This window comes from Gordonia sihwensis NBRC 108236 (genome assembly GCF_000333035.1).
GTDB lineage: Bacteria > Actinomycetota > Actinomycetes > Mycobacteriales > Mycobacteriaceae > Gordonia > Gordonia sihwensis.
In genome coordinates this window covers 116,178-133,510 of the sequence record NZ_BANU01000011.1, presented here as the reverse complement: position 1 = coordinate 133,510, position 17,333 = coordinate 116,178, and the positions used below count along the sequence as shown (strand labels likewise).

General features: G+C 68.4%; 16 protein-coding genes and 1 riboswitch. Of the genes, 6 read left to right on the top strand and 10 right to left on the bottom strand.

Annotated elements, in window-relative coordinates; all coding sequences use genetic code 11:
* Positions 1 to 118: 118 nt before the first annotated feature.
* The 3 genes from GSI01S_RS08670 to GSI01S_RS08660 all read right to left on the bottom strand — a co-directional run bounded on the left by GSI01S_RS08670 (position 119) and on the right by GSI01S_RS08660 (position 3,677).
* Positions 119 to 1,813: an MDR family MFS transporter gene (locus GSI01S_RS08670; protein ID WP_006896161.1), complete on the bottom strand. Its 1,695-nt coding sequence runs from the start codon at positions 1,811 to 1,813 to the stop codon at positions 119 to 121.
* Positions 1,813 to 2,289, bottom strand: a complete 477-nt coding sequence (locus tag GSI01S_RS08665) for a MarR family winged helix-turn-helix transcriptional regulator (RefSeq protein ID WP_039867302.1) — start codon at positions 2,287 to 2,289, stop codon at positions 1,813 to 1,815. Before GSI01S_RS08665 ends, GSI01S_RS08670 begins: the two co-directional genes overlap by 1 nt.
* A 152-nt stretch (positions 2,290 to 2,441) precedes the next feature.
* A complete protein-coding gene (locus GSI01S_RS08660; protein WP_006896158.1) occupies positions 2,442 to 3,677 on the bottom strand; it encodes an aminotransferase class V-fold PLP-dependent enzyme in 1,236 nt (411 codons plus the stop codon).
* Between the two features lie 17 nt (positions 3,678 to 3,694).
* A riboswitch (SAM riboswitch) is annotated at positions 3,695 to 3,808 on the bottom strand.
* 298 nt (positions 3,809 to 4,106) lie between these two features.
* On the opposite strand from GSI01S_RS08660, the gene GSI01S_RS08655 reads away from it, so the two are divergent.
* Complete coding sequence (locus tag GSI01S_RS08655; RefSeq protein WP_231650172.1) at positions 4,107 to 4,682, top strand: hypothetical protein; 576 nt, start codon at positions 4,107 to 4,109, stop codon at positions 4,680 to 4,682.
* A gap of 23 nt (positions 4,683 to 4,705) precedes the next feature.
* Positions 4,706 to 5,812 carry an isochorismate synthase gene (locus tag GSI01S_RS08650; RefSeq protein WP_006896156.1) on the top strand — a complete coding sequence of 369 codons (1,107 nt, stop codon included), beginning with the start codon at positions 4,706 to 4,708 and terminating at the stop codon, positions 5,810 to 5,812.
* Between the two features lie 2 nt (positions 5,813 to 5,814).
* Here the strand turns inward: GSI01S_RS08650 and GSI01S_RS08645 are convergent, their stop codons facing one another.
* From GSI01S_RS08645 to GSI01S_RS08635, 3 genes are read right to left on the bottom strand one after another with little or no spacing between them, the layout of a single operon-like run.
* Positions 5,815 to 7,014 (bottom strand): O-succinylhomoserine sulfhydrylase, encoded by a 1,200-nt coding sequence (locus GSI01S_RS08645; RefSeq protein ID WP_006896155.1) that lies wholly within the window; start codon positions 7,012 to 7,014, stop codon positions 5,815 to 5,817.
* Positions 7,015 to 7,027: 13 nt separating this feature from the next.
* Entirely contained in the window at positions 7,028 to 7,441 is a 414-nt protein-coding gene (locus GSI01S_RS08640) for a rhodanese-like domain-containing protein (RefSeq protein WP_006896154.1), read from the bottom strand.
* Positions 7,438 to 7,920: an Rv0361 family membrane protein gene (locus GSI01S_RS08635; protein WP_006896153.1), complete on the bottom strand. Its 483-nt coding sequence runs from the start codon at positions 7,918 to 7,920 to the stop codon at positions 7,438 to 7,440. The genes GSI01S_RS08640 and GSI01S_RS08635 overlap by 4 nt, the downstream gene beginning before the upstream one ends.
* Before the next feature lie 203 nt (positions 7,921 to 8,123).
* On the opposite strand from GSI01S_RS08635, the gene GSI01S_RS08630 reads away from it, so the two are divergent.
* Complete coding sequence (locus GSI01S_RS08630) at positions 8,124 to 9,515, top strand: FAD-dependent oxidoreductase (RefSeq protein WP_006896152.1); 1,392 nt, start codon at positions 8,124 to 8,126, stop codon at positions 9,513 to 9,515.
* 227 nt (positions 9,516 to 9,742) lie between these two features.
* On the opposite strand, the gene GSI01S_RS08625 is transcribed toward GSI01S_RS08630, so the two are convergent.
* On the bottom strand, positions 9,743 to 10,246 hold the full coding sequence (locus tag GSI01S_RS08625; protein WP_006896151.1) for a hypothetical protein: 504 nt from the start codon (positions 10,244 to 10,246) through the stop codon (positions 9,743 to 9,745).
* A 176-nt stretch (positions 10,247 to 10,422) separates the two neighbouring features.
* On the opposite strand from GSI01S_RS08625, the gene GSI01S_RS08620 reads away from it, so the two are divergent.
* The gene (locus GSI01S_RS08620) at positions 10,423 to 11,409 is read left to right on the top strand and encodes a FecCD family ABC transporter permease (RefSeq protein WP_006896150.1); all 987 of its coding nucleotides are present in this window, start codon (positions 10,423 to 10,425) and stop codon (positions 11,407 to 11,409) included.
* The gene (locus GSI01S_RS08615) at positions 11,406 to 12,470 is read left to right on the top strand and encodes a FecCD family ABC transporter permease (RefSeq protein ID WP_006896149.1); all 1,065 of its coding nucleotides are present in this window, start codon (positions 11,406 to 11,408) and stop codon (positions 12,468 to 12,470) included. The genes GSI01S_RS08620 and GSI01S_RS08615 overlap by 4 nt, the downstream gene beginning before the upstream one ends.
* A gap of 21 nt (positions 12,471 to 12,491) precedes the next feature.
* Here the strand turns inward: GSI01S_RS08615 and purT are convergent, their stop codons facing one another.
* Positions 12,492 to 14,009: a formate-dependent phosphoribosylglycinamide formyltransferase gene (gene purT / locus GSI01S_RS08610; RefSeq protein ID WP_006896148.1), complete on the bottom strand. Its 1,518-nt coding sequence runs from the start codon at positions 14,007 to 14,009 to the stop codon at positions 12,492 to 12,494.
* Positions 14,010 to 14,116: 107 nt separating this feature from the next.
* Between purT and GSI01S_RS20105 the strand changes: the two genes are divergently transcribed.
* Positions 14,117 to 14,275 (top strand): hypothetical protein, encoded by a 159-nt coding sequence (locus GSI01S_RS20105; protein WP_156479387.1) that lies wholly within the window; start codon positions 14,117 to 14,119, stop codon positions 14,273 to 14,275.
* A gap of 39 nt (positions 14,276 to 14,314) precedes the next feature.
* Here the strand turns inward: GSI01S_RS20105 and GSI01S_RS08605 are convergent, their stop codons facing one another.
* Together GSI01S_RS08605 and GSI01S_RS08600 are read right to left on the bottom strand one after the other, a co-directional pair.
* A complete protein-coding gene (locus GSI01S_RS08605; protein ID WP_039867319.1) occupies positions 14,315 to 15,790 on the bottom strand; it encodes an HNH endonuclease signature motif containing protein in 1,476 nt (491 codons plus the stop codon).
* 52 nt (positions 15,791 to 15,842) lie between these two features.
* Positions 15,843 to 17,279, bottom strand: a complete 1,437-nt coding sequence (locus GSI01S_RS08600) for an aminotransferase-like domain-containing protein (RefSeq protein WP_006896146.1) — start codon at positions 17,277 to 17,279, stop codon at positions 15,843 to 15,845.
* Between the last annotated feature and the right edge of the window lie 54 nt (positions 17,280 to 17,333).

The following is a 17,333-nucleotide window of genomic DNA, read 5'->3' as shown; positions in this document are numbered from 1 at the left end:
GAGAACACTCGCTCAACAAGCCCGCGAACAGCCACCCAGCCCCAGGCTCATCGAGTAAGCGAGCGAGCGCAGCGAGCACGCGCATCGAGACCCAGCAACACGCAGCGACTCGCTCCGGTCAGTCGGCCGCGACCGGCTTCGGGTCGTCGCTCTTGCTCTCGGGCGACGGCGGACGGCGGAGCGAGACCTCCGACCACGTCACCGTGCCGATGATCGACAGGATCGACAGGATCGAGACCGACAGGAACACCTTGTCCATCGAGTCCGCGAAGCCGCGCTTGATCGGCTCCGACAACTCCTTCGGGAGCTTCTCGATGACGGAGGTGTCCTTCATCGTCGCCCCGGCGCCGCCGCCGGCACCGGGGTCCTCCGCCGCGGTGATCAACGAGTGACCGAAGGCCGCCACCTGCGGATCATGGCTGGTAGCCGCCTGCTGGACGGCCGCGGTGAACTCAGGAGTGCCCGACGCGTCTTTGAGCTGATCGGCGATGTTGGGGCCCATCGTCGAGAACAGCAGCGAGAAGAAGACCGCGACGCCGAGCGTGCCGCCGATCTGCCGGAAGAAGGTCGCGGTGCCGGTCGCCATACCGGTGTCGCGGACCGGCAGGATGCTCTGCATCGCCAGCATGAGCGGCTGCATCAGGTTGCCGAGGCCGAAACCGAGTCCGGCTGCCGCCAGCATCACGAGGTACAGCTGGGTCTGCGTGTCGACGAAGTGCAGCAGGAACGACATCGTCGTGATCAGGATGGAGCCGATGATCGGAAACACCTTGTATCGCCCGGTACGCGAGATCAGCTGGCCGGCCATGATGGAACCGATCATCATGCCGGCCACCATCGGCAGCATCTGCAGACCGGCGACCATCGGGCTCGAGCCACGGAGCACCTGGAAGTACTGGGGCAGCATCGAGATACCGCCGAACATGACCGCACCGACGATGAGGGAGACGAGGATGCCCTGTGCGAAGACCCGGTTCTTGAAGACGCGGAGCGGGATGATCGCCTCGTCGCCCATCTTGTTCTCGATCACAATGAACGCGGCGATACCCGCGGCGCCGATCAGGTAACAGATGACGCTGTTCAGCGACGTCCAGCCCCAGTCACGGCCCTGTTCGGCGACGATCAGCAGCGGCGCGACGGCCACCGCGACAGCGGTAGCGCCCCAGTAGTCGGTGCGGTGTCCGGTCAGCTTCTGCTGCGGGTAGTTCAGCACCTTGTAGACCACCACCAGTGCGATGAGGCCGATCGGCACGTTCACCAGGAACACCCAGCGCCAACCGGAGACGCCCAGGATCGAGTTCGCGCCGGCGAGGAAACCGCCGAGCACCGGGCCGAGCACGCTGGACGTGCCGAAGACCGCCAGGAAGTAACCCTGGTACTTGGCGCGTTCCAGCGGTGCGACGATATCGGCGATCGTGGTGATCGCCAGTGTGAACAGACCGCCCGCGCCGAGACCCTGGAGCGCACGGAAGCCGGCCAGCTCGTACATCGACGTCGACATGCTGCACAGGAGCGACCCGATGATGAAGATCGTGATCGCGAGCAGGAAGAACTGCTTGCGTCCGTAGATGTCCGACAGCTTGCCGTAGAGCGGCGTCACGATCGTCGAGGTCACCAGGTAAGCGGTGGTGACCCACGCCTGCAGGTCGTATCCGTGCAGGTCGTCGGCGATGGTGCGGATCGCCGTCGACACGATCGTCTGGTCGAGCGCGGCGAGGAACATGCCGATCATGAGTCCGCTCATGATCGTGAGGACCTGGCGATGCGTCAGGTTCCGGCCGGGGAAGTCGGCGGCGGCAGTTGGTGAACTCATCAATCAGCTTTCGTGGTGCAGGGGAAGATTCGGGTTTCGACCGCGTCGACGAACCGGCCGAGGAGGCGGACGAATATCTCGAACTCCTCCGCGGACCAGTCCTCCACGGTTTCGCCGACGAGTCGTCGTCTCGACTCGGCGATCTCGCAGACCTTCTCCCGGCCGTCGTAGGTGAGGACCAGCTGCGACGCACGCCCGTCTTCGGGGTGCGCCTCGCGCCGGACGAATCCTTCCTTCACCAACTGCGCGACGTGCCGACTGGTGGTCGAGGGGTCTGTCACCAGCCGATCGGCGAGGTCGCGCGAGCGCATCGGGCCGTTCCGCAGGACGAAGAGCGCTCGGTACGCGGCGGTCTCGAGTGAGCCATTGCGTCCGTTCCAGATTCCGGTGTGCAGCGCCCGATCCCTGAGCCGCGTGTATCGGCTGAGGGCGACGAACATCTCGTCGAGCTGTTCGGGCGTCGCTTTCACTCTCATCCCTCTTCGTTGCAGTCTGCAATCAACTAATTGCGCTCTGCAAGTATGAGAGGTGCCGACTCCCGGCCGCAACTGAGAAATTTCGGCATAAATGGACGTACGTCCCGCGCCCGCGAACCCCACCGCGCCCGCTGTGAAAGCGGACGAGAAATCTACCGCCGCACCAGATCCGACAGCGCGGCCAGCAGACGATCGACATCGTCCGACGACGTCCCGAGACCGAAGCTGGCCCGGACCGCACCGTCGGGGTAGCCCAGCTTCCGCAGCAGCGGATGCGCGCAGAACTTGCCGTCGCGCACGCCGATCCCCCGCGTCACCGACAGATATTCGGCGACACTGCGCGGGGAATGGTTCTCCACGGTGAAGCCGGCGATGCCGACGCGGTCGGCCGCATCGTCGAAGACCCGCAGCGGATGCACGCCGGGCAGCAGCGCCAACCCCTCGTCGAGACGCTGCTGCAACCGGTGCTCGTGATAGCCGATCTCCTCGAAACCGATGTCCTGCAGGGCCTGCGCCGCCGCTGCGAGCGCCACCACCCCCAGCGTGTTGGGAGATCCGGCTTCGTGACGAGCGGCACCGGTGTGCCACGCGACTCCGCCGTCGAGGTCGACGTCGGCGGTGGCGCCGCCGCCGGCCAGGTACGGTTCCGCCGCATCGAGCCAGTCGCCGCGGCCCACCAGCACGCCCGCACCGAACGGCGCGTACAGCTTGTGGCCGGAGAAGACGAGGTAGTCGATGCCCCAGGACGCGATCGAGACGGCGCGGTGCGGGACCAGTTGCGCGGCGTCCACCAGAATGCGCGCGCCGTGCCGATGCGCCGCCGCGGCCAGCCGTCCGATCGGCAGCACCTCGCCGGTCACATTCGACGCACCGGTGATCGCGAGCAACGCGGCGGGCGCGGCAGCGAGTTCTGCTTCGAGCCGCCCCACCGTCTCTTCGACGGTGCGGGCCGCCGGCACCACGCGAGCACGGCCGGTCCGGGTCCAGGGCAGCAGGTTGGCGTGGTGCTCGATGTCGAGCACCACCACGTCGCCGGGGGTGACGTGCGCGGCGAGATTGACGGCGTCGGTGGTGTTGCGCGTGAACACCACCGTGTCGTCGCTTCGACCGCCGACGAACCGCCGGACGGTCTCCCGAGCCTGCTCGTATCGCGCTGTCGTGACCTGAGAGAGATGGCCCGCGCCCCGATGCACGCTCGCATACTCGGTCAACGCGCCGGAGAGCCGTTCCGCGACAGACACGAGAGCCGGGGCCGATGCCGCGTAGTCGAGGTTCGCGTAGACGGTCTCGCCCCCTGCGGTGGTCGGCACCGTGGTGTCGGCACCGACCACCGGCGCGAGGGGACGAATGGGTGCCGGGCACACGGCCCGGTCGAGGATTGCGGTCATGACACGACTCCAGTAGATCTCCGCACTTGCCGGACGTCGGTCGACGCCGGCCGGGTCGTCACCTGGAGCACCCCACCGCGGTGGAGGGTTGCCGACCGGCCAGCCAGGGCTTCGCACCGGTTCTCGTGACCCGCCGTCAAGGATGCCGGTACGCGTCATTCGCGGAAAGCATTAAAACCACGGCGGGTGTAATCACCGGCGGATCCGCAGTTAGCGTGGTTTCAACATCCCTGTTCAGAAAGGCCTCCCGTGGTTCATCCGTCCGACCCGCAGTATCCGAGCGGCGCTCCCGGCCGGCCCCTGCCACAACCGCCCCTGACACAACCGCCACAGCCGTCGCCGTACGGGCCGCCCCACCGGTACGGACCCGCGCAGCCGCCGTACGCACCGAACCCCTTCCCGCCCGGCCCGTGGCCGCAGCAGCCGCCGGTGAAGGGTCCGAAGCCGATGTTCTTCGGCATCGTGGCGGTGACCGCACTGGTGGTCGCCGGACTGACGACGCTGCTGATCCTCGCCCCCTGGGACTCCGACCGCGACACCGGTGCGGCGCCGGAGACCACGCGGACGTTCGCGCTCAAGGGCGGGACGTCCGTGGAGGTCCGGGTGCCCGCCGGCTGGACCGCCGTCACCGACACCAACGACGGCGCGCCCGTCGTGGTGCTGCGGGCCGCCGACGACGACCGGGTGCTGTCGCAGATGTCCGACGACCTCACCTCGCTCGGCGAATCCGGCTCGGGGACCCCGGTACACACGGTGGTGGTGTTCGCCGACAGTTGCTCCGGAACCGCCTCCGTCGGCGAGTGGAAGACCAAGAGCCGTGACGACTCCGCGAACGGCCACACCGAGCAGTGGCTGTACGCGACCTCGAGCGTCGACGGTCGCACCTGCGTCAACATGTCGGGTGCCGACGCGGGCGCCGACCCCGTCTCCGCCGGATCCGCGGGCCGCGACCTCCTCAAGCGGTTGATCAGGGAGAAGCGCATCACAGCGACGAAGTCCGTCTAGCCTCTCGCGGGTAACCTGGCCAGGTGCCTGCCGGTCTGTCGTTTCTGCTGTCGAACACCGATCTCAACGCCCGCGGATTCGGAGTGCGCGCCGCGTTCGGCTCCGTGGCGCAGGCGCGAGAGGCCCTCGCCGCCGGCACCGTCGACTTCGTCGGCGGCGCCCTCGGCTTCGACACCGGCGGTCCCGCATCACTGATCGCCCCCGAACGGGTCGACTTCTCCCCCGCAGCCACTCCCGCCACGGTCGACGGCTCGGTGGTCGCGGAGGTCTCGGTGACCCCGGACTCGGTGCACCGCGAGCGAGTCGTCCGCGCACTCGACGCCATCGCGTCGGGCGCCGCCGAGAAGGTGGTCGTGGCTCGCAGTCTGGACGCGTCGCTCACCCGGGCCGTCGAGCCGGTCGAACTGATCGGCCGATTCACGGCCACTGCCGGCGGGTCGACGGTGTTCGCCGCCGATCTGAGCGCGGCGCCGGGACACGACGGCAACTGGCTGATCGGCGCGAGTCCGGAACTCCTGCTCCGCAAACGCGGTTCCATCCTCCAATGCGTTCCCTACGCGGGGTCGGCCCCGAAGTTCGACGCCGCAGGCCGTCCCGTTCCGAACGCCGCCGAGGAACTCAGCCGTTCGGCGAAGGACTTGCGCGAGCACGCGTACGTCGTCGACTATCTGCGCGACCTGCTCCAACCGCTGTGCAGCCGTATCGCCATCCCCGACCGGCCGCAGACCATCTCCACCAACCACGTCTGGCATCTGGCGACGCCGATCACCGGAGAGCTGGCCGATCCGACGATCACGGCGCTGGAACTGGCGGCGCTGCTCTCCCCGACGCCCGCCGTCTGCGGGACACCGACCGAAGCCGCGGCGCGGATCATCGAGGAGGTCGAAGGACCGCGGGAGTTCTACGCCGGAACCGTCGGCTGGTGCGACGCCGCCGGCGACGGGGAATGGGTGGTCTCGATCCGGTGTCTCGAGCTCGACTCGTCACGCACGAAGGTCAGCGCCTGGGCCGGAGGCGGCATCGTCGCCGGCTCCGACCCCGACGCCGAGGTGGCCGAGACCACCGCGAAGTTCCAGACGGTGCTCAGTGCACTGGCCGACGCGGACCGCCCGGTGCGTGCCGACGCCTGAGCTCAGCCCAGCGCCGCGTCCAGATCGCGCAGCAGATCGTCCGCGCTCTCCAGACCCACCGACAGCCGGACCATCGAGTCGGTGAGACCGATCGCCGCACGGCCGTCGGGCCCCATCGCCCGGTGGGTGGTGGTGGCCGGATGCGTGATGAGGCTCTTGGCGTCACCGAGGTTGTTGGAGATGTCGATGATCTGCAGTCCGTTGAGCACTTCGAAGGCCCGCTCCTTGCCGGAAAGACCCGGCCGGTCGGCGAGTTCGAACGTGATGACCGTTCCCCCGCCGGACATCTGCGAGCGCGCCAGCTCGTACTGCGGGTGCGACGACAGGAAGGGATAGATCGCCTTGGCCACCCGGGGATCGGCGTCGAGGAATTCGGCGACTCGCAGCGCGGTGGCGACCGACTGGTCGAGCCGCAGCTTCATCGTCTCGAGGCCCTTGAGCATCACCCACGCGTTGAACGGACTGAGAGCCGGACCGGTGTGACGCATCAGTTCCCGCACCGGGCCGTCGATGAACTCCTGCGTGCCGAGCACCGCACCGCCCATCACCCGGCCCTGGCCGTCGATGTGCTTGGTTCCCGAATACACGATGACGTCGGCGCCCATGTCCAGACCGCGTTGCAGCAGCGGGGTCGCGAAGACGTTGTCGAGCACCACCGTCGCGCCGGCCGCGTGCGCCATCTGCGACACCTTGCGGACATCGACCAGCGTCTGCATCGGATTCGACGGCGTCTCGAAGAACACCGCGTCCGTCGGCTCGGCGAGGGCCCGCTCCCACTGGTCGAGGTCTTCTCCGTCGACGAAGACCGTCTCGACGCCCCAAGACGGGAGGATCTCGTTGCAGATCACGAAGCAGGAACCGAAGAGGCTGCGCGCCGCGACGAGGCGGCTGCCCTTCTTCAGCAGCGCACCCAGTGCCGCGAAGACCGCGGCCATGCCGCTCGCCGTCGCGAAGCAGGCCCGCGTCCCCTCGATCTGGCGGAGCCGCTCCTGGAACATCGCGACGGTCGGATTCCCGTAGCGGGTGTAGACGAAACGCTGTTCTTCGCCGGTGAAGGCGCGTTCGGCCGCCTCGGCCGACTCGTAGACGTATCCGCTGTTGAGGTAGAGCGCTTCGGAGGTCTCGAAGAAGCCGGAGCGAAGGATCCCACCGCGCACGGCGACGGTCTCTGGAGAAACCCAGTCGGGCAGCTCTCGGCTCATTTCACAGACTCCTTCATGACTGTCGCCAGGGCAGCGACGCGGCGCGCCAACCGGCCCCGCCACGGTGCCCGTCGGCGTCGATCGGGCCTTCGAACCCGTCGAGAATGTTGTACGCCTGCCCGAATCCGGCGGCGACCGCGGCCTCCGCGGCACCGATGGACCGATGGCCCGAGCGGCACAGGAACAGCAGTTCGTCGTCCGGCTCCACGCCGGCCTCGCGCAGTTGGTCGACGAAGCGCGGATTGGGCGCACCGTTCGGGTAGTCGATCCACTCGACGAACAGCGTGCGCTTGCCGAGCGATTCGGTGTCCGGCACTCCGACGAAGTTCCATTCCGCTTGCGTGCGGCAGTCGATGAGGACTGCCTTCGGATTCTCCGCGAGCCGCTGCCATGCCTGCTCACACGTCACGTCGCCGCTGTAAGTCATCGGTTGCACACCTTCCACTCACCGTTCTCCCGGATCAGCCGCAGCGAGGTCGTCTGCTCGTCGTCCGCGGTGTTCTCGCGGTTCCAATGCGCTTTCACGGTGGCGCTGTCGCCGGTGACTTCCACGTCCATGTTCGGCACGACGATCTTGCCCTTGTCCTCGTTCTCGGCGCGGTTCTGCTCCGCGAACTGGACCGACTTCGGGAAGTCGGCGGCGTCCACATCGGCCTGACAGAACGAGCCGACGTACTGGTCGTAGTTGAGCGTGCCCATCGCGCTGTACATGTCGTTGACCGTGTGCTGCACCTGAGCGGAGTCGCTGAGCCGTTCCTCCGGCGGATTCACCAGAGCGGCGATCAGGACCCACGCCAGCAGCACCACCACGAGCGCACCGGCCAGAATCATCGGGAGCGCCGCTTTCCACGACCGCGGCTGGTCGTCCTCCGGGAGGTCGTGAGACGCCGGCTGGTCTTCGTTCATGACAGCCGAGTGTATCGGCCCATGTCCAGGGACTTTCAACCGTGCCGTCCGGCGACGGGCCACCTTCACCGGGCGCGATTCGTCAATAGTTTTCGGCACCCGATCTTCGACTGAGGTATACCTCACATCGAAATTTTGGCGGCGACCTCACAAGACATAACGTAGAGGTATCCCTGTCCAACCAGCTGAGGAAGCACCTGGAAATGAGTGACAACAGCCGCCCGTTGCGGGTCGCGATCGTCGGTGCCGGGCCGGCCGGCATCTACTGCGCCGATGCACTGATGAAGTCCGACACCGCGTCCGAGCGCGGCGTGAGCATCGATCTCTACGAGCGCATGCCCGCCCCGTTCGGTCTCATCCGGTACGGCGTCGCACCCGATCACCCGCGCATCAAGGGCATCATCACCGCTCTGCACAAGGTGCTCGACAAGCCCCAGGTCCGCCTGCTCGGCAACATCGACTACGGCACCGACATCACCCTCGCCGACCTGCGCAAGCACTACGACGCCGTCGTCTTCTCCACGGGCGCCACCGACGACCGCGCTCTGCAGATCCCGGGCGTCGACCTCGAGCGCAGCTACGGCGCCGGCGAGTTCGTGGCCTGGTACGACGGCCACCCGGACTTCTCCCGCGAATGGCCGCTGGAGGAGGAGAAGGTCGCCGTGATCGGTGTCGGGAACGTGGCCCTCGACGTGGCCCGCGTGCTGGCCAAGACCGGCGACGAGCTGCTCCCGACCGAGATCCCGGACAACGTCTATCAGGGGCTCAAGGCCAACAAGGCGGTGGAGGTGCACGTCTTCGGACGCCGCGGCCCCGCCCAGGCCAAGTTCACTCCGCTGGAGCTCAAGGAACTCGACCATTCGCCGAACATCGAGGTCATCGTCGATCCCGAGGACATCGAGTACGACGAGGGATCCGCCGTCGCGCGCCGCTCCAGCAAGATCACCGACCAGGTCGCGACGATCATCGAGAACTACGCGATCCGCGAGCCCAAGCAGGGTGCGATCCACAAGCTCTTCCTGCACTTCTTCGAGAACCCGACGGAAATCCTCGGCGAGGACGGCAAAGTGGTCGGACTCCGCACCGAGCGCACCGAGCTCGACGGAACCGGCAACGTCAAGGGCACCGGCAAGACCCGCGATTGGGACGTCACCGCCGTCTACCGGGCGGTCGGCTATCTGTCGGACAATCTGCCGGAGATCCCGTTCGACGACCAGGCGGGCGTGATCCCCAACGAGGCCGGCCGGATCTTCGACGACGGCAAGCACCTCACCGGCCTGTACACCACCGGCTGGATCAAGCGCGGTCCGGTCGGCCTCATCGGCCACACCAAGGGCGACGCGAACGAGACCGTCGAGTGCATCCTCGAGGACATGCGCAATGGTGTCCTCAACGAGGTCGAGGACGCCTCCGAGGCCTCCGTCGTGGATCTGCTCGAATCGCGCGGCATCCCGTTCACCACCTGGGACGGCTGGTACCGGCTCGACGAGCACGAGCGCAAGCTCGGCGAAGCGCAGGGCCGCGACCGCGTCAAGGTCGTCGAGCGCGAGGACATGCTCGCCGCCTCCGAACCCCACAAGGTGAACCGGGGCTGACGGCCGCGCTGCCCCCCCCAGGCTGCTTGCTCGACCCGACTCCCCCAGGCTGGTTGAGCGAGCGCAACCCCCCAGGCTGGTTGAGCGAGCGCCCCCAGGCTGGTTGAGCGAGCGCAGCGAGTCGAAACCACCGTCACCCACCACACCCGAAAACCGAAGGGAGGGCGACCGATCCCGGTCGCCCTCCCTTCGCGTCTGCGACGTCAGTTCACCGCCGTCGCCGGTCTCTACGAGCCGTTGCCGACGGTGGTGGACTTGTCCTTCGGCTGCGCTCGACGCACGTTCTGCCAGAACCCGACGTTGTTCATCGGGTTCTCGACTTGCTGCCCGATGGTGTAGCCGGAGATCGACGCGGGCCAGCAGCCCTTCCATGTGGTGTCGAAGGCGACGAAGGTCTTGCCCGGCTTCAGCTCACCGAGCTTGTTGGTGATCTTGCCGTCCTTGTCCTTCGTCTGCGGAACCCACTTGCTGGCACCGCCGAACTCGGTCACCGTCACACCGGTCATGGTCGAGCCGCCGATGTTCGTGACGCCCATCCAGCGATGCATCTGCCAGACGGGACCGTCGGACCAATTCGGACCCCACAGTTTGAAGGTGCAGGAGATCCCGCCGATGATCTGGAGGTCGCCGGGGGTGCCGGCGTGCGCCTGCGGAACCGCAGCCAGAGAACCCGCGCCGATCGCGCCGGCGGCAGCTACCGCCGCCGCCATCCGTGTCAGGGACTTCTTCATGTCAAGAGCCTTTCGTGTCGTCGGTCGGTAGGTCGACTGGTCCCACCCTTACTCGTGTATCGGGGCTCGCACAGACCTTTGTTACCCAATCGTTCAGGAGACGCACAGGATTGAAACCATCGGCAGACCTGCCCCGGGCCGGGTTCGGCGCCATGACTTAGGTAAGGTATGCCTTTGTGAAAAAGGTGATCGGGGCCGTCGTTCTGGTGGTCGCCATAGGCATCGCGTTCGTCGCATCGATCGCGATCGGCACACGCGACGTGCCGCCGGGTGAGGTCCTGAACGCACTGCTGCACGGATCGAGCAGTCCCGACGGGCTCGGAGTTTTGGTCCACAGCAGGCTGATCCGCACGGTGCTCGGTCTCGTGGTGGGACTGGCGATCGGCGCGGCCGGCGCACTCGCGCAAGGGCATACGCGCAATCCGCTCGCCGACCCCGGTCTGCTCGGGATCAACGCGGGCGCTGCCTGCGCGGTGGTCACCGGGGTTTTCGTCTTCGGTACCTCCGGCCCTCTGGCCAACACCGTCCTGGCGCTGGCGGGCGCGTTCGTCGCCGCGGCGGCGGTGTTCGGGCTGTCGACGGTCACCGGATCGTCGCCGCTGACACTCGTGCTGGCCGGAGCCGGGCTCAGCGCGTGTCTCACGGCGGTGTCCTCCGCACTCGTCCTCTCGGACGGCGCCACCCTCGACACCTGGCGGTTCTGGAACGTCGGAGCCGTCTCGGGCCGCGGCGCCGACGTGCTGTGGACCACGCTGCCCTTCATCGTGGTGGGACTGGTTCTCGCCTTCGCGGGCGGATGGTTCCTCAACCTGATGAGCCTCGGCGACGACATGGCGACGGCATTGGGCGGTCGCGTCGGTCTCATCCGGGTCACCGGCATCATCGGCATCGCGCTCCTCGCCGGGGCCGCGACCGCCGCGTGCGGGCCGATCGTGTTCCTCGGGCTGATCGTTCCCCATATCGCTCGCGCGTTCACCGGGCCCGACTACCGCTGGATCGTCCCCTACTCGGCACTCGCCGGCGCACTTCTGATCCTGGTCTGCGATGTCATCGGCCGGGTCATCGCCCGGCCGGGCGAGGCACAGGTGAGCGTGGTGCTGGCGCTGATCGGCGGGCCGATGCTCATGATCATGGTCCGACGCAGGAGGCTCCCGACCGTATGACCGCCACCGTTCGCCCGCCCATCACGATCGGCGTCGGCAGCGCCCGATGGGTCGTCCGCCGCAGACTCGCGGCCTGCTCCCTCGCCGGCGCCCTGCTCGCGCTGGTCCTCTTCCTGATCGGGCTGTCGGTGGGGTTCACCACGCCCGTCGACGTGGCGCGCATCCTGCTCGGCGGCGGCCGCGTCGCCGAGAACATCGTCATCTTCGACGACATGCTGCCGCGTGTGCTCGTGGCGGCGCTGGCCGGCTTCGGCCTCGGTCTCGCCGGTTGCCTCACACAGGTGATCACCCGCAACCCGCTCGCCGTCCCGGACATGCTGGGCATCACCACCGGCGCGAGTGCCGGTGCCGTACTTGCCCTGACCTCGGCGAGCACCGGATTCGGCGGCTTCTTCGCGAACCTCGGCGTGCCGCTGTCGGCGCTGATCGGCGGCCTCGCGACCGCGGCGCTGATGTACGTGCTGGCCTGGACCAAGGGCCAGGTGGTCACCAGCACACTGCGCCTCATCCTCATCGGTGTCGGAATGACCTGGATGATGCAGGCCGCGGTCGGATACCTGATGTCACGTGCGGACCTGCACGACGCCGCGAGCGCGCAGACGTGGATCATCGGCTCGCTGGCGAACACCGGCTGGAGTTCGGTGCCGCCGGTGGCGGTGGCCGCGGCCATCGGAATCATCTGGACCGCGATCATCGCGCGCACGCTCGCCGTCAGCGGCCTCGGGCCCGACGTGGCCCGTGCGCTCGGCGTACGTCTCGGCGTCGTCACCTACGGAACGCTGCTCACCGCCGTGGTGGTCGCGTCGCTCGCGGTGTCGGCGGCCGGGCCCATCGCCTTCGTGGGCCTGGCCGCGCCGCAGATCGCCGTCCGCCTGGCCCGCAGTTCTCAACCCACGCCGGTGTTCTCGGGCGTGGTCGGGGCGTGCATCGTCCTGGCCGCCGACATCGTGTGCCGCACGGTCCTGCCCGACGGTCTGCCGGTGGGCGTGGTCACCGCGGCGGTGGGCGGACCGTTCCTCGTCTTCATGATCGTGCAGGCGGCACGCAAGTCCTCGGTGTAGCGGATCGTCGGTGCCGGCGGATCAGCTCATACCGGGCGGGATCCGCCCGGGTCGAGGGGGCGGGGGTCCGGCCGGTCGCTGGCCACCGGGCCCCACCGGTCCGCGCGGTCCCGGCTGCGCCATCGGTCCGGGACGTTGCGGAGGTCCCTGAGGCATCGGCGGTCGGGGCATCGGGGGCGCCTCGCGCCGAATCGGACGCTCCGGAACCCGGATCGCCTGAGTTCCCGCCTCCATCGCCTCGGTATCGGTGTCGTCGGCGGGCGACGGCGCGGTCTGCGGAATCGGCTTGATCTCGGTCGGCGTCTCCGCGTCGTGGTCCGCGCGCAGAGGCGTCACCAGTCCCGCTGCGCGCGTGGCCTTCTCGCGCGCGATCTCAATCGTGGGTGCGGTCGCCACCGCCACCCCCATCCGCCGGCGCGCGTAGCTCTCGGGCTTACCGAACAGGCGCAGATCCACGTCGGGATCGGCGAGGGCGTCGGCGACGCCTGCGAATCCGATGGCCGTGTCCTCGTGCTCGCCGTAAATCACCGCCGAGGCGCCGGGCGCACGGGCAATCGTGTTCACCGGCAGTCCGAGGACGGCTCGAGCGTGGAGTTCGAACTCCGACAGGCGCTGCGTGGCCATGGTGACCAGACCGGTGTCGTGCGGGCGCGGGCTCACCTCCGAGAAGTAGACCTCGTCGCCTTTGATGAAGAGTTCGACGCCGAACACTCCCCTGCCGGTGGCGACCCCGTCGCCCATCGCGGTCGCGATCCGGGCCGCGATCGAACGCGCTATGTCGTAGGCGGCCGGGCTCATCGGCTGCGGCTGCCAACTCTCGACGTAGTCTCCGTCCACCTGGCGGTGGCCGATCGGATCGCAGAAGTACGTGGCCAGTCGCCCGGTGGCCGGGTCGACGGCGCGGACCGTGAGAAGGGTGATCTCGTAGTCGAATTCGACGAACCCCTCGACGATCACGCGGTCGTTGTTGACTCGGGCTCCGGTCCGGGCCGCCTCCCACGCCGCGTCGACGTCCTCGGGGCCGCGAAGGACCGACTGCCCCTTGCCCGACGACGACATCACCGGCTTCACCACACACGGGAATCCGATGCTCCCGGCCGCCGCGCGCATCTCCTCGAGCGATCCCGCGAAAAGGTACGGGGACGTCGGCAGGCCGAGTTCTTCGTCGGCCAGCCGCCGGATGCGCTCGCGATTGAGAGTCGCGGAGACGGCCTTCGCGCTCGGGATCACTTCGGCGATCGACTCGGCTTCCACTCGCTCCAGGGCTTCGGTTGCGATGGCCTCGATCTCCGGGAGCACGTAGTGCGGGCGATGTTTGTCGATCACCGCGCGCACTTGGTCCGGATCCATCATGTCGATCACCTCGGCGTGGTGCGCCACCTGGTGCGCCGGGGCGTCGGCGTAGCGATCAACGGCGATCACTTCGACGCCGAACCGCTGCAGCGCGATCGTGACCTCCTTGCCGAGTTCGCCCGAGCCGAGCAGCAACACCTTCACCGCGGTCGGACTCAGCGGAGTTCCGATCACCTTTGCAACCATGCCCCGGATTCTACGGGTGCACAGCTCCGGAGACGGTCGGCGCTCGCTCGGCCGAATGACCTCGTGAGCGGGCGCTGCACCGAACGCACACGTTCTACGCTGGGGGCATGACCGATTGGCGTGCACCTCGTGCGGCCGCCGGGGTCAAGGAGCACTGGAGCCTGCTGGTGGCAGCGCAGCAGGATCGGCTCGTAATACCGAACGACTGCAACCCAGATCATCGTGCCGTCGGAGGAACTTCATTCACTGCTGCCGAGTTCCGCTGAGGCCACCGCACTTCCGTGCTCCCGGCCGGGTGTGTCCGGTCAGGCGGCCAGGAGTGTGTCGAGGTAGTTCTCGATCCGGGATTCGCTGGGTTCGGGCGGCGGCTGGGGTTGGTGGTCCGGGAGGAGTTCGGCGTGGTGGATTTGGTTGATCCGCCATCCGGGCGGTCTTGTCCCGTCCCTGGTGTTGCCGCTGGGTCGCCAGACGACGCGGCCGGCGTGGGGTCCGTCGATCAGGATCATCGTCTGCCATTGCCCGGGGCGGGGGCCGACGGAGCGATTGTGACGCCCGCATGCGGCGCCGAGGTGGTCGATGTCGGTGGGTCCGCCGTCGGCCCAGTCCGGGAAATGATGGGCCTGCGTCCGGGAGAACGGGGCTGCGCAGCCGGGGGCGGTGCAGCCGCGGTCGCGGGCGAAGAGCATCAACCGCTGCGCCCGCGACGCCAGCCGGCGTCCCCGTCCGAGGTAGAGGGCTTGTCCGGTGTGGGCGGAGAAGACGGCCAGGTGCGGGGTTGCGGCGGCGGCGACCTCGATCAACTCCGCCACCGGCACCCGAGTCCCGGTCGCGGTCAACGCGATCCCGGCCCGCTCGGCCAACTCGTGGTCGGTGACAGTGATGACCAGATCACCCGACCGCCGACCACCCCCAACACCAGTGCGGGAGGCGCGCAGCAGCGCTTGCAGACCATCGTGGGTGCGCTGCCCGGGCGTGCGAGTATCACGCTCCACCGCGGCCGCCAGAGCGGCCGGGTCGGCCGATTCCACGGTCCCGGACGGGGAGTCCGGGTCGTCGGGATTGTTCATCCCCGGCGCGGCCCAGGACGGCAGTGCGGCTTCCATTTCCGCGCGCAACGCCGGGGTGAGGTAGCCGCGGACTTTGCTCATCAGCCGCAGATCCTGGGGCAGGATCGTGAAGCCGCGCAGGCGTTTGCGGTCGCGTTCGTCGGTGACGGTTCCGTCCGGATCCAGGTGCGCGAGCAATCGGATGCCGGCGGTGCGGACACCGGCCGGACTCAACTCACGCGCGACCCACGCCAACTGCACCTCGGCCCGTGCCCGGGTCTGCGCGTCGATCGCGGTGGGAATCTTGTCCATGACGGCGTCGATCTCCCGGACGTGGTCGGCACCGATCGCACCCTCGCCCACCGCGACCGCAGTCGCCGGCAGTATCGGTTCGCGGGTCTGGCCTTGCAGGTCGGTGAATCGTCCGATGCCGGCGGCACTGACGCGTCGGCGTCGGGCGGCACCGTCACCGAGCCGCAACCCCTGCGCCAAATACTGATGCACCGACAGGTATCCGGCTTTGCGGTAGGCGCTGCGGTCGGAGACCTCCACCAGCACTGCGGCGTCGACACCGTCGAGACGACGATGCGTGCGCTCGAGGGTCTCGACGGTTTCCAACAGGGCGTCTTCGGTCACCGCGGACAGCGGCAGCGACGCGAACTTGGTCGCCGCAGCCTCCAACAGGCGGGCGAGGGCGGCCGGGTCGTCCGGCAGCAGCACCTCCGACGTGACCATCGAACCCACCCCCTCCACCTGAACAGTGTCCGAGAACACTCCTGCTGTGCTTCTATGTTCGAATCATACCGCCGCCCTCTGACAAAACCTCTGGCACAGCCCGCCGAAGCGCCTCGGCGAATCTCACCGCCGACGCCGGCGTCAATCGTGCGTAGCTGACGACGACCCCGTCCACCGACTGCTTGTCTGCCAACGGGTAGTCGGAGACGGCGCGCACCAGCCATCCCGATCGTTCCAGTCGATCACGCACCTGGGCTCCCGGAACGCGGTCGATCACGATCGTCGCGTGCAGCCCGGCGTCGACGCCGATGATCGGCATCTCGGGACAGCGCTCAATCACCGCCGCCGACAACGCATTTCGTCGATCACGATAGGTGCGGGCGACCTTCGCCAGATGCGTCGCGAGGTGGCCGCGGGAGATGAACTCCGCGAGGGTGCCCGCCACCGGCTCCGCCACCGACCACGCACGCTCGGCGTACCTCCGCCCTACGGCGTCGGACAGCACGCCCGGCGGCACCGTCCACGCGACCGCCAACCCGACGGTGAGCGTCTTCGACGCTGTGCCCACATACCCCACGAATTCGCGCGCACCGGGAAGTGCCTGCAGAGCGGGCAGCGGCGGAACGTCGTACCGGAACTCGCCGTCGTAGTCGTCCTCGATGATCACCGAGCCGGTCCGGCGCGCCCACTCCACCAATCGCGCGCGTCGATCCACCGACATCCGGTGGCCGAGCGGATACTGGTGCGCAGGCGTCGTGTACACCAGGCAGCGATCGTCCGGCAGCCGGCCGACACACACGCCGTCCGCGTCCACCTCCACCGGTTCCACCGAGAAACCGACGCGCGCGAGTTCCCGCTGCGCCTCCGCGTATCCGGGCGCTTCGACGAAGGCGCGCCGAATCCCCGAGTCCCACGCCGCCTCGCCGAGCAGTGCGAACCCACATGACGATCCGGGAGTCAGCAGGATCTCTTCGGCGTGCACCCCTCGATGCCTGCGCAGGTGCTCCCCCAGTGCGGCCGTCAGAGCCGTCGTCCCGGCCGTCGACGGCTCGGGCGTCCACGTCGCCGCCCGCACGCAGCTGCGCCACCGACGCGCGTCGATCAGCGAACCGTCCGGCACCCCGGGCCGCAGATCTCCGATGATCCGCGGAACCGCACCCTCCCCACGCACGACGACGGGCGCCGATTCCTCCGTCACATGCGATCTCGCGCCGAGCCGTACCGCCGCGCGCGCACCGGCACGCACCCGTGTGCCCGCACCGGGGATCCCGTCGAGGAAGCCGGCCGCGATCAGTTCGTCGTAGCAACCGGTCACCACCGATCGCGAGCAGCTCAGTTGCCGGGCCAGCACTCGGGTGGACGGCAGCCAGTCGCCCTCGGCGAGCCGGCCGTCGACGATTGCGGCGAGGAGTTCATCCACCAATCGTCTGCTCCGCACCGGCGTGGGCAGACTGATCGGCAGATGGACGTCCCGGGGAGTCCGCGCCACGACGTCACCTCGCCTTCCGGCGACCGACCTCTGACATCCGAGGCCCGACCACCA

Bases quoted from the DNA above. Each gene is read 5' to 3' on its own strand.
- GSI01S_RS08670 (WP_006896161.1), bottom strand. From the start codon at position 1,813: ATGAGTTCACCAACTGCCGCCGCCGACTTCCCCGGCCGGAACCTGACG.
- GSI01S_RS08665 (WP_039867302.1), bottom strand. From the start codon at position 2,289: ATGAGAGTGAAAGCGACGCCCGAACAGCTCGACGAGATGTTCGTCGCC.
- GSI01S_RS08660 (WP_006896158.1), bottom strand. From the start codon at position 3,677: ATGACCGCAATCCTCGACCGGGCCGTGTGCCCGGCACCCATTCGTCCC.
- GSI01S_RS08645 (WP_006896155.1), bottom strand. From the start codon at position 7,014: ATGAGCCGAGAGCTGCCCGACTGGGTTTCTCCAGAGACCGTCGCCGTG.
- GSI01S_RS08640 (WP_006896154.1), bottom strand. From the start codon at position 7,441: ATGACTTACAGCGGCGACGTGACGTGTGAGCAGGCATGGCAGCGGCTC.
- GSI01S_RS08635 (WP_006896153.1), bottom strand. From the start codon at position 7,920: ATGAACGAAGACCAGCCGGCGTCTCACGACCTCCCGGAGGACGACCAG.
- GSI01S_RS08630 (WP_006896152.1), top strand. From the start codon at position 8,124: ATGAGTGACAACAGCCGCCCGTTGCGGGTCGCGATCGTCGGTGCCGGG.
- GSI01S_RS08625 (WP_006896151.1), bottom strand. From the start codon at position 10,246: ATGAAGAAGTCCCTGACACGGATGGCGGCGGCGGTAGCTGCCGCCGGC.
- GSI01S_RS08615 (WP_006896149.1), top strand. From the start codon at position 11,406: ATGACCGCCACCGTTCGCCCGCCCATCACGATCGGCGTCGGCAGCGCC.
- purT (WP_006896148.1), bottom strand. From the start codon at position 14,009: ATGGTTGCAAAGGTGATCGGAACTCCGCTGAGTCCGACCGCGGTGAAG.
- GSI01S_RS20105 (WP_156479387.1), top strand. From the start codon at position 14,117: ATGACCGATTGGCGTGCACCTCGTGCGGCCGCCGGGGTCAAGGAGCAC.
- GSI01S_RS08605 (WP_039867319.1), bottom strand. From the start codon at position 15,790: ATGGTCACGTCGGAGGTGCTGCTGCCGGACGACCCGGCCGCCCTCGCC.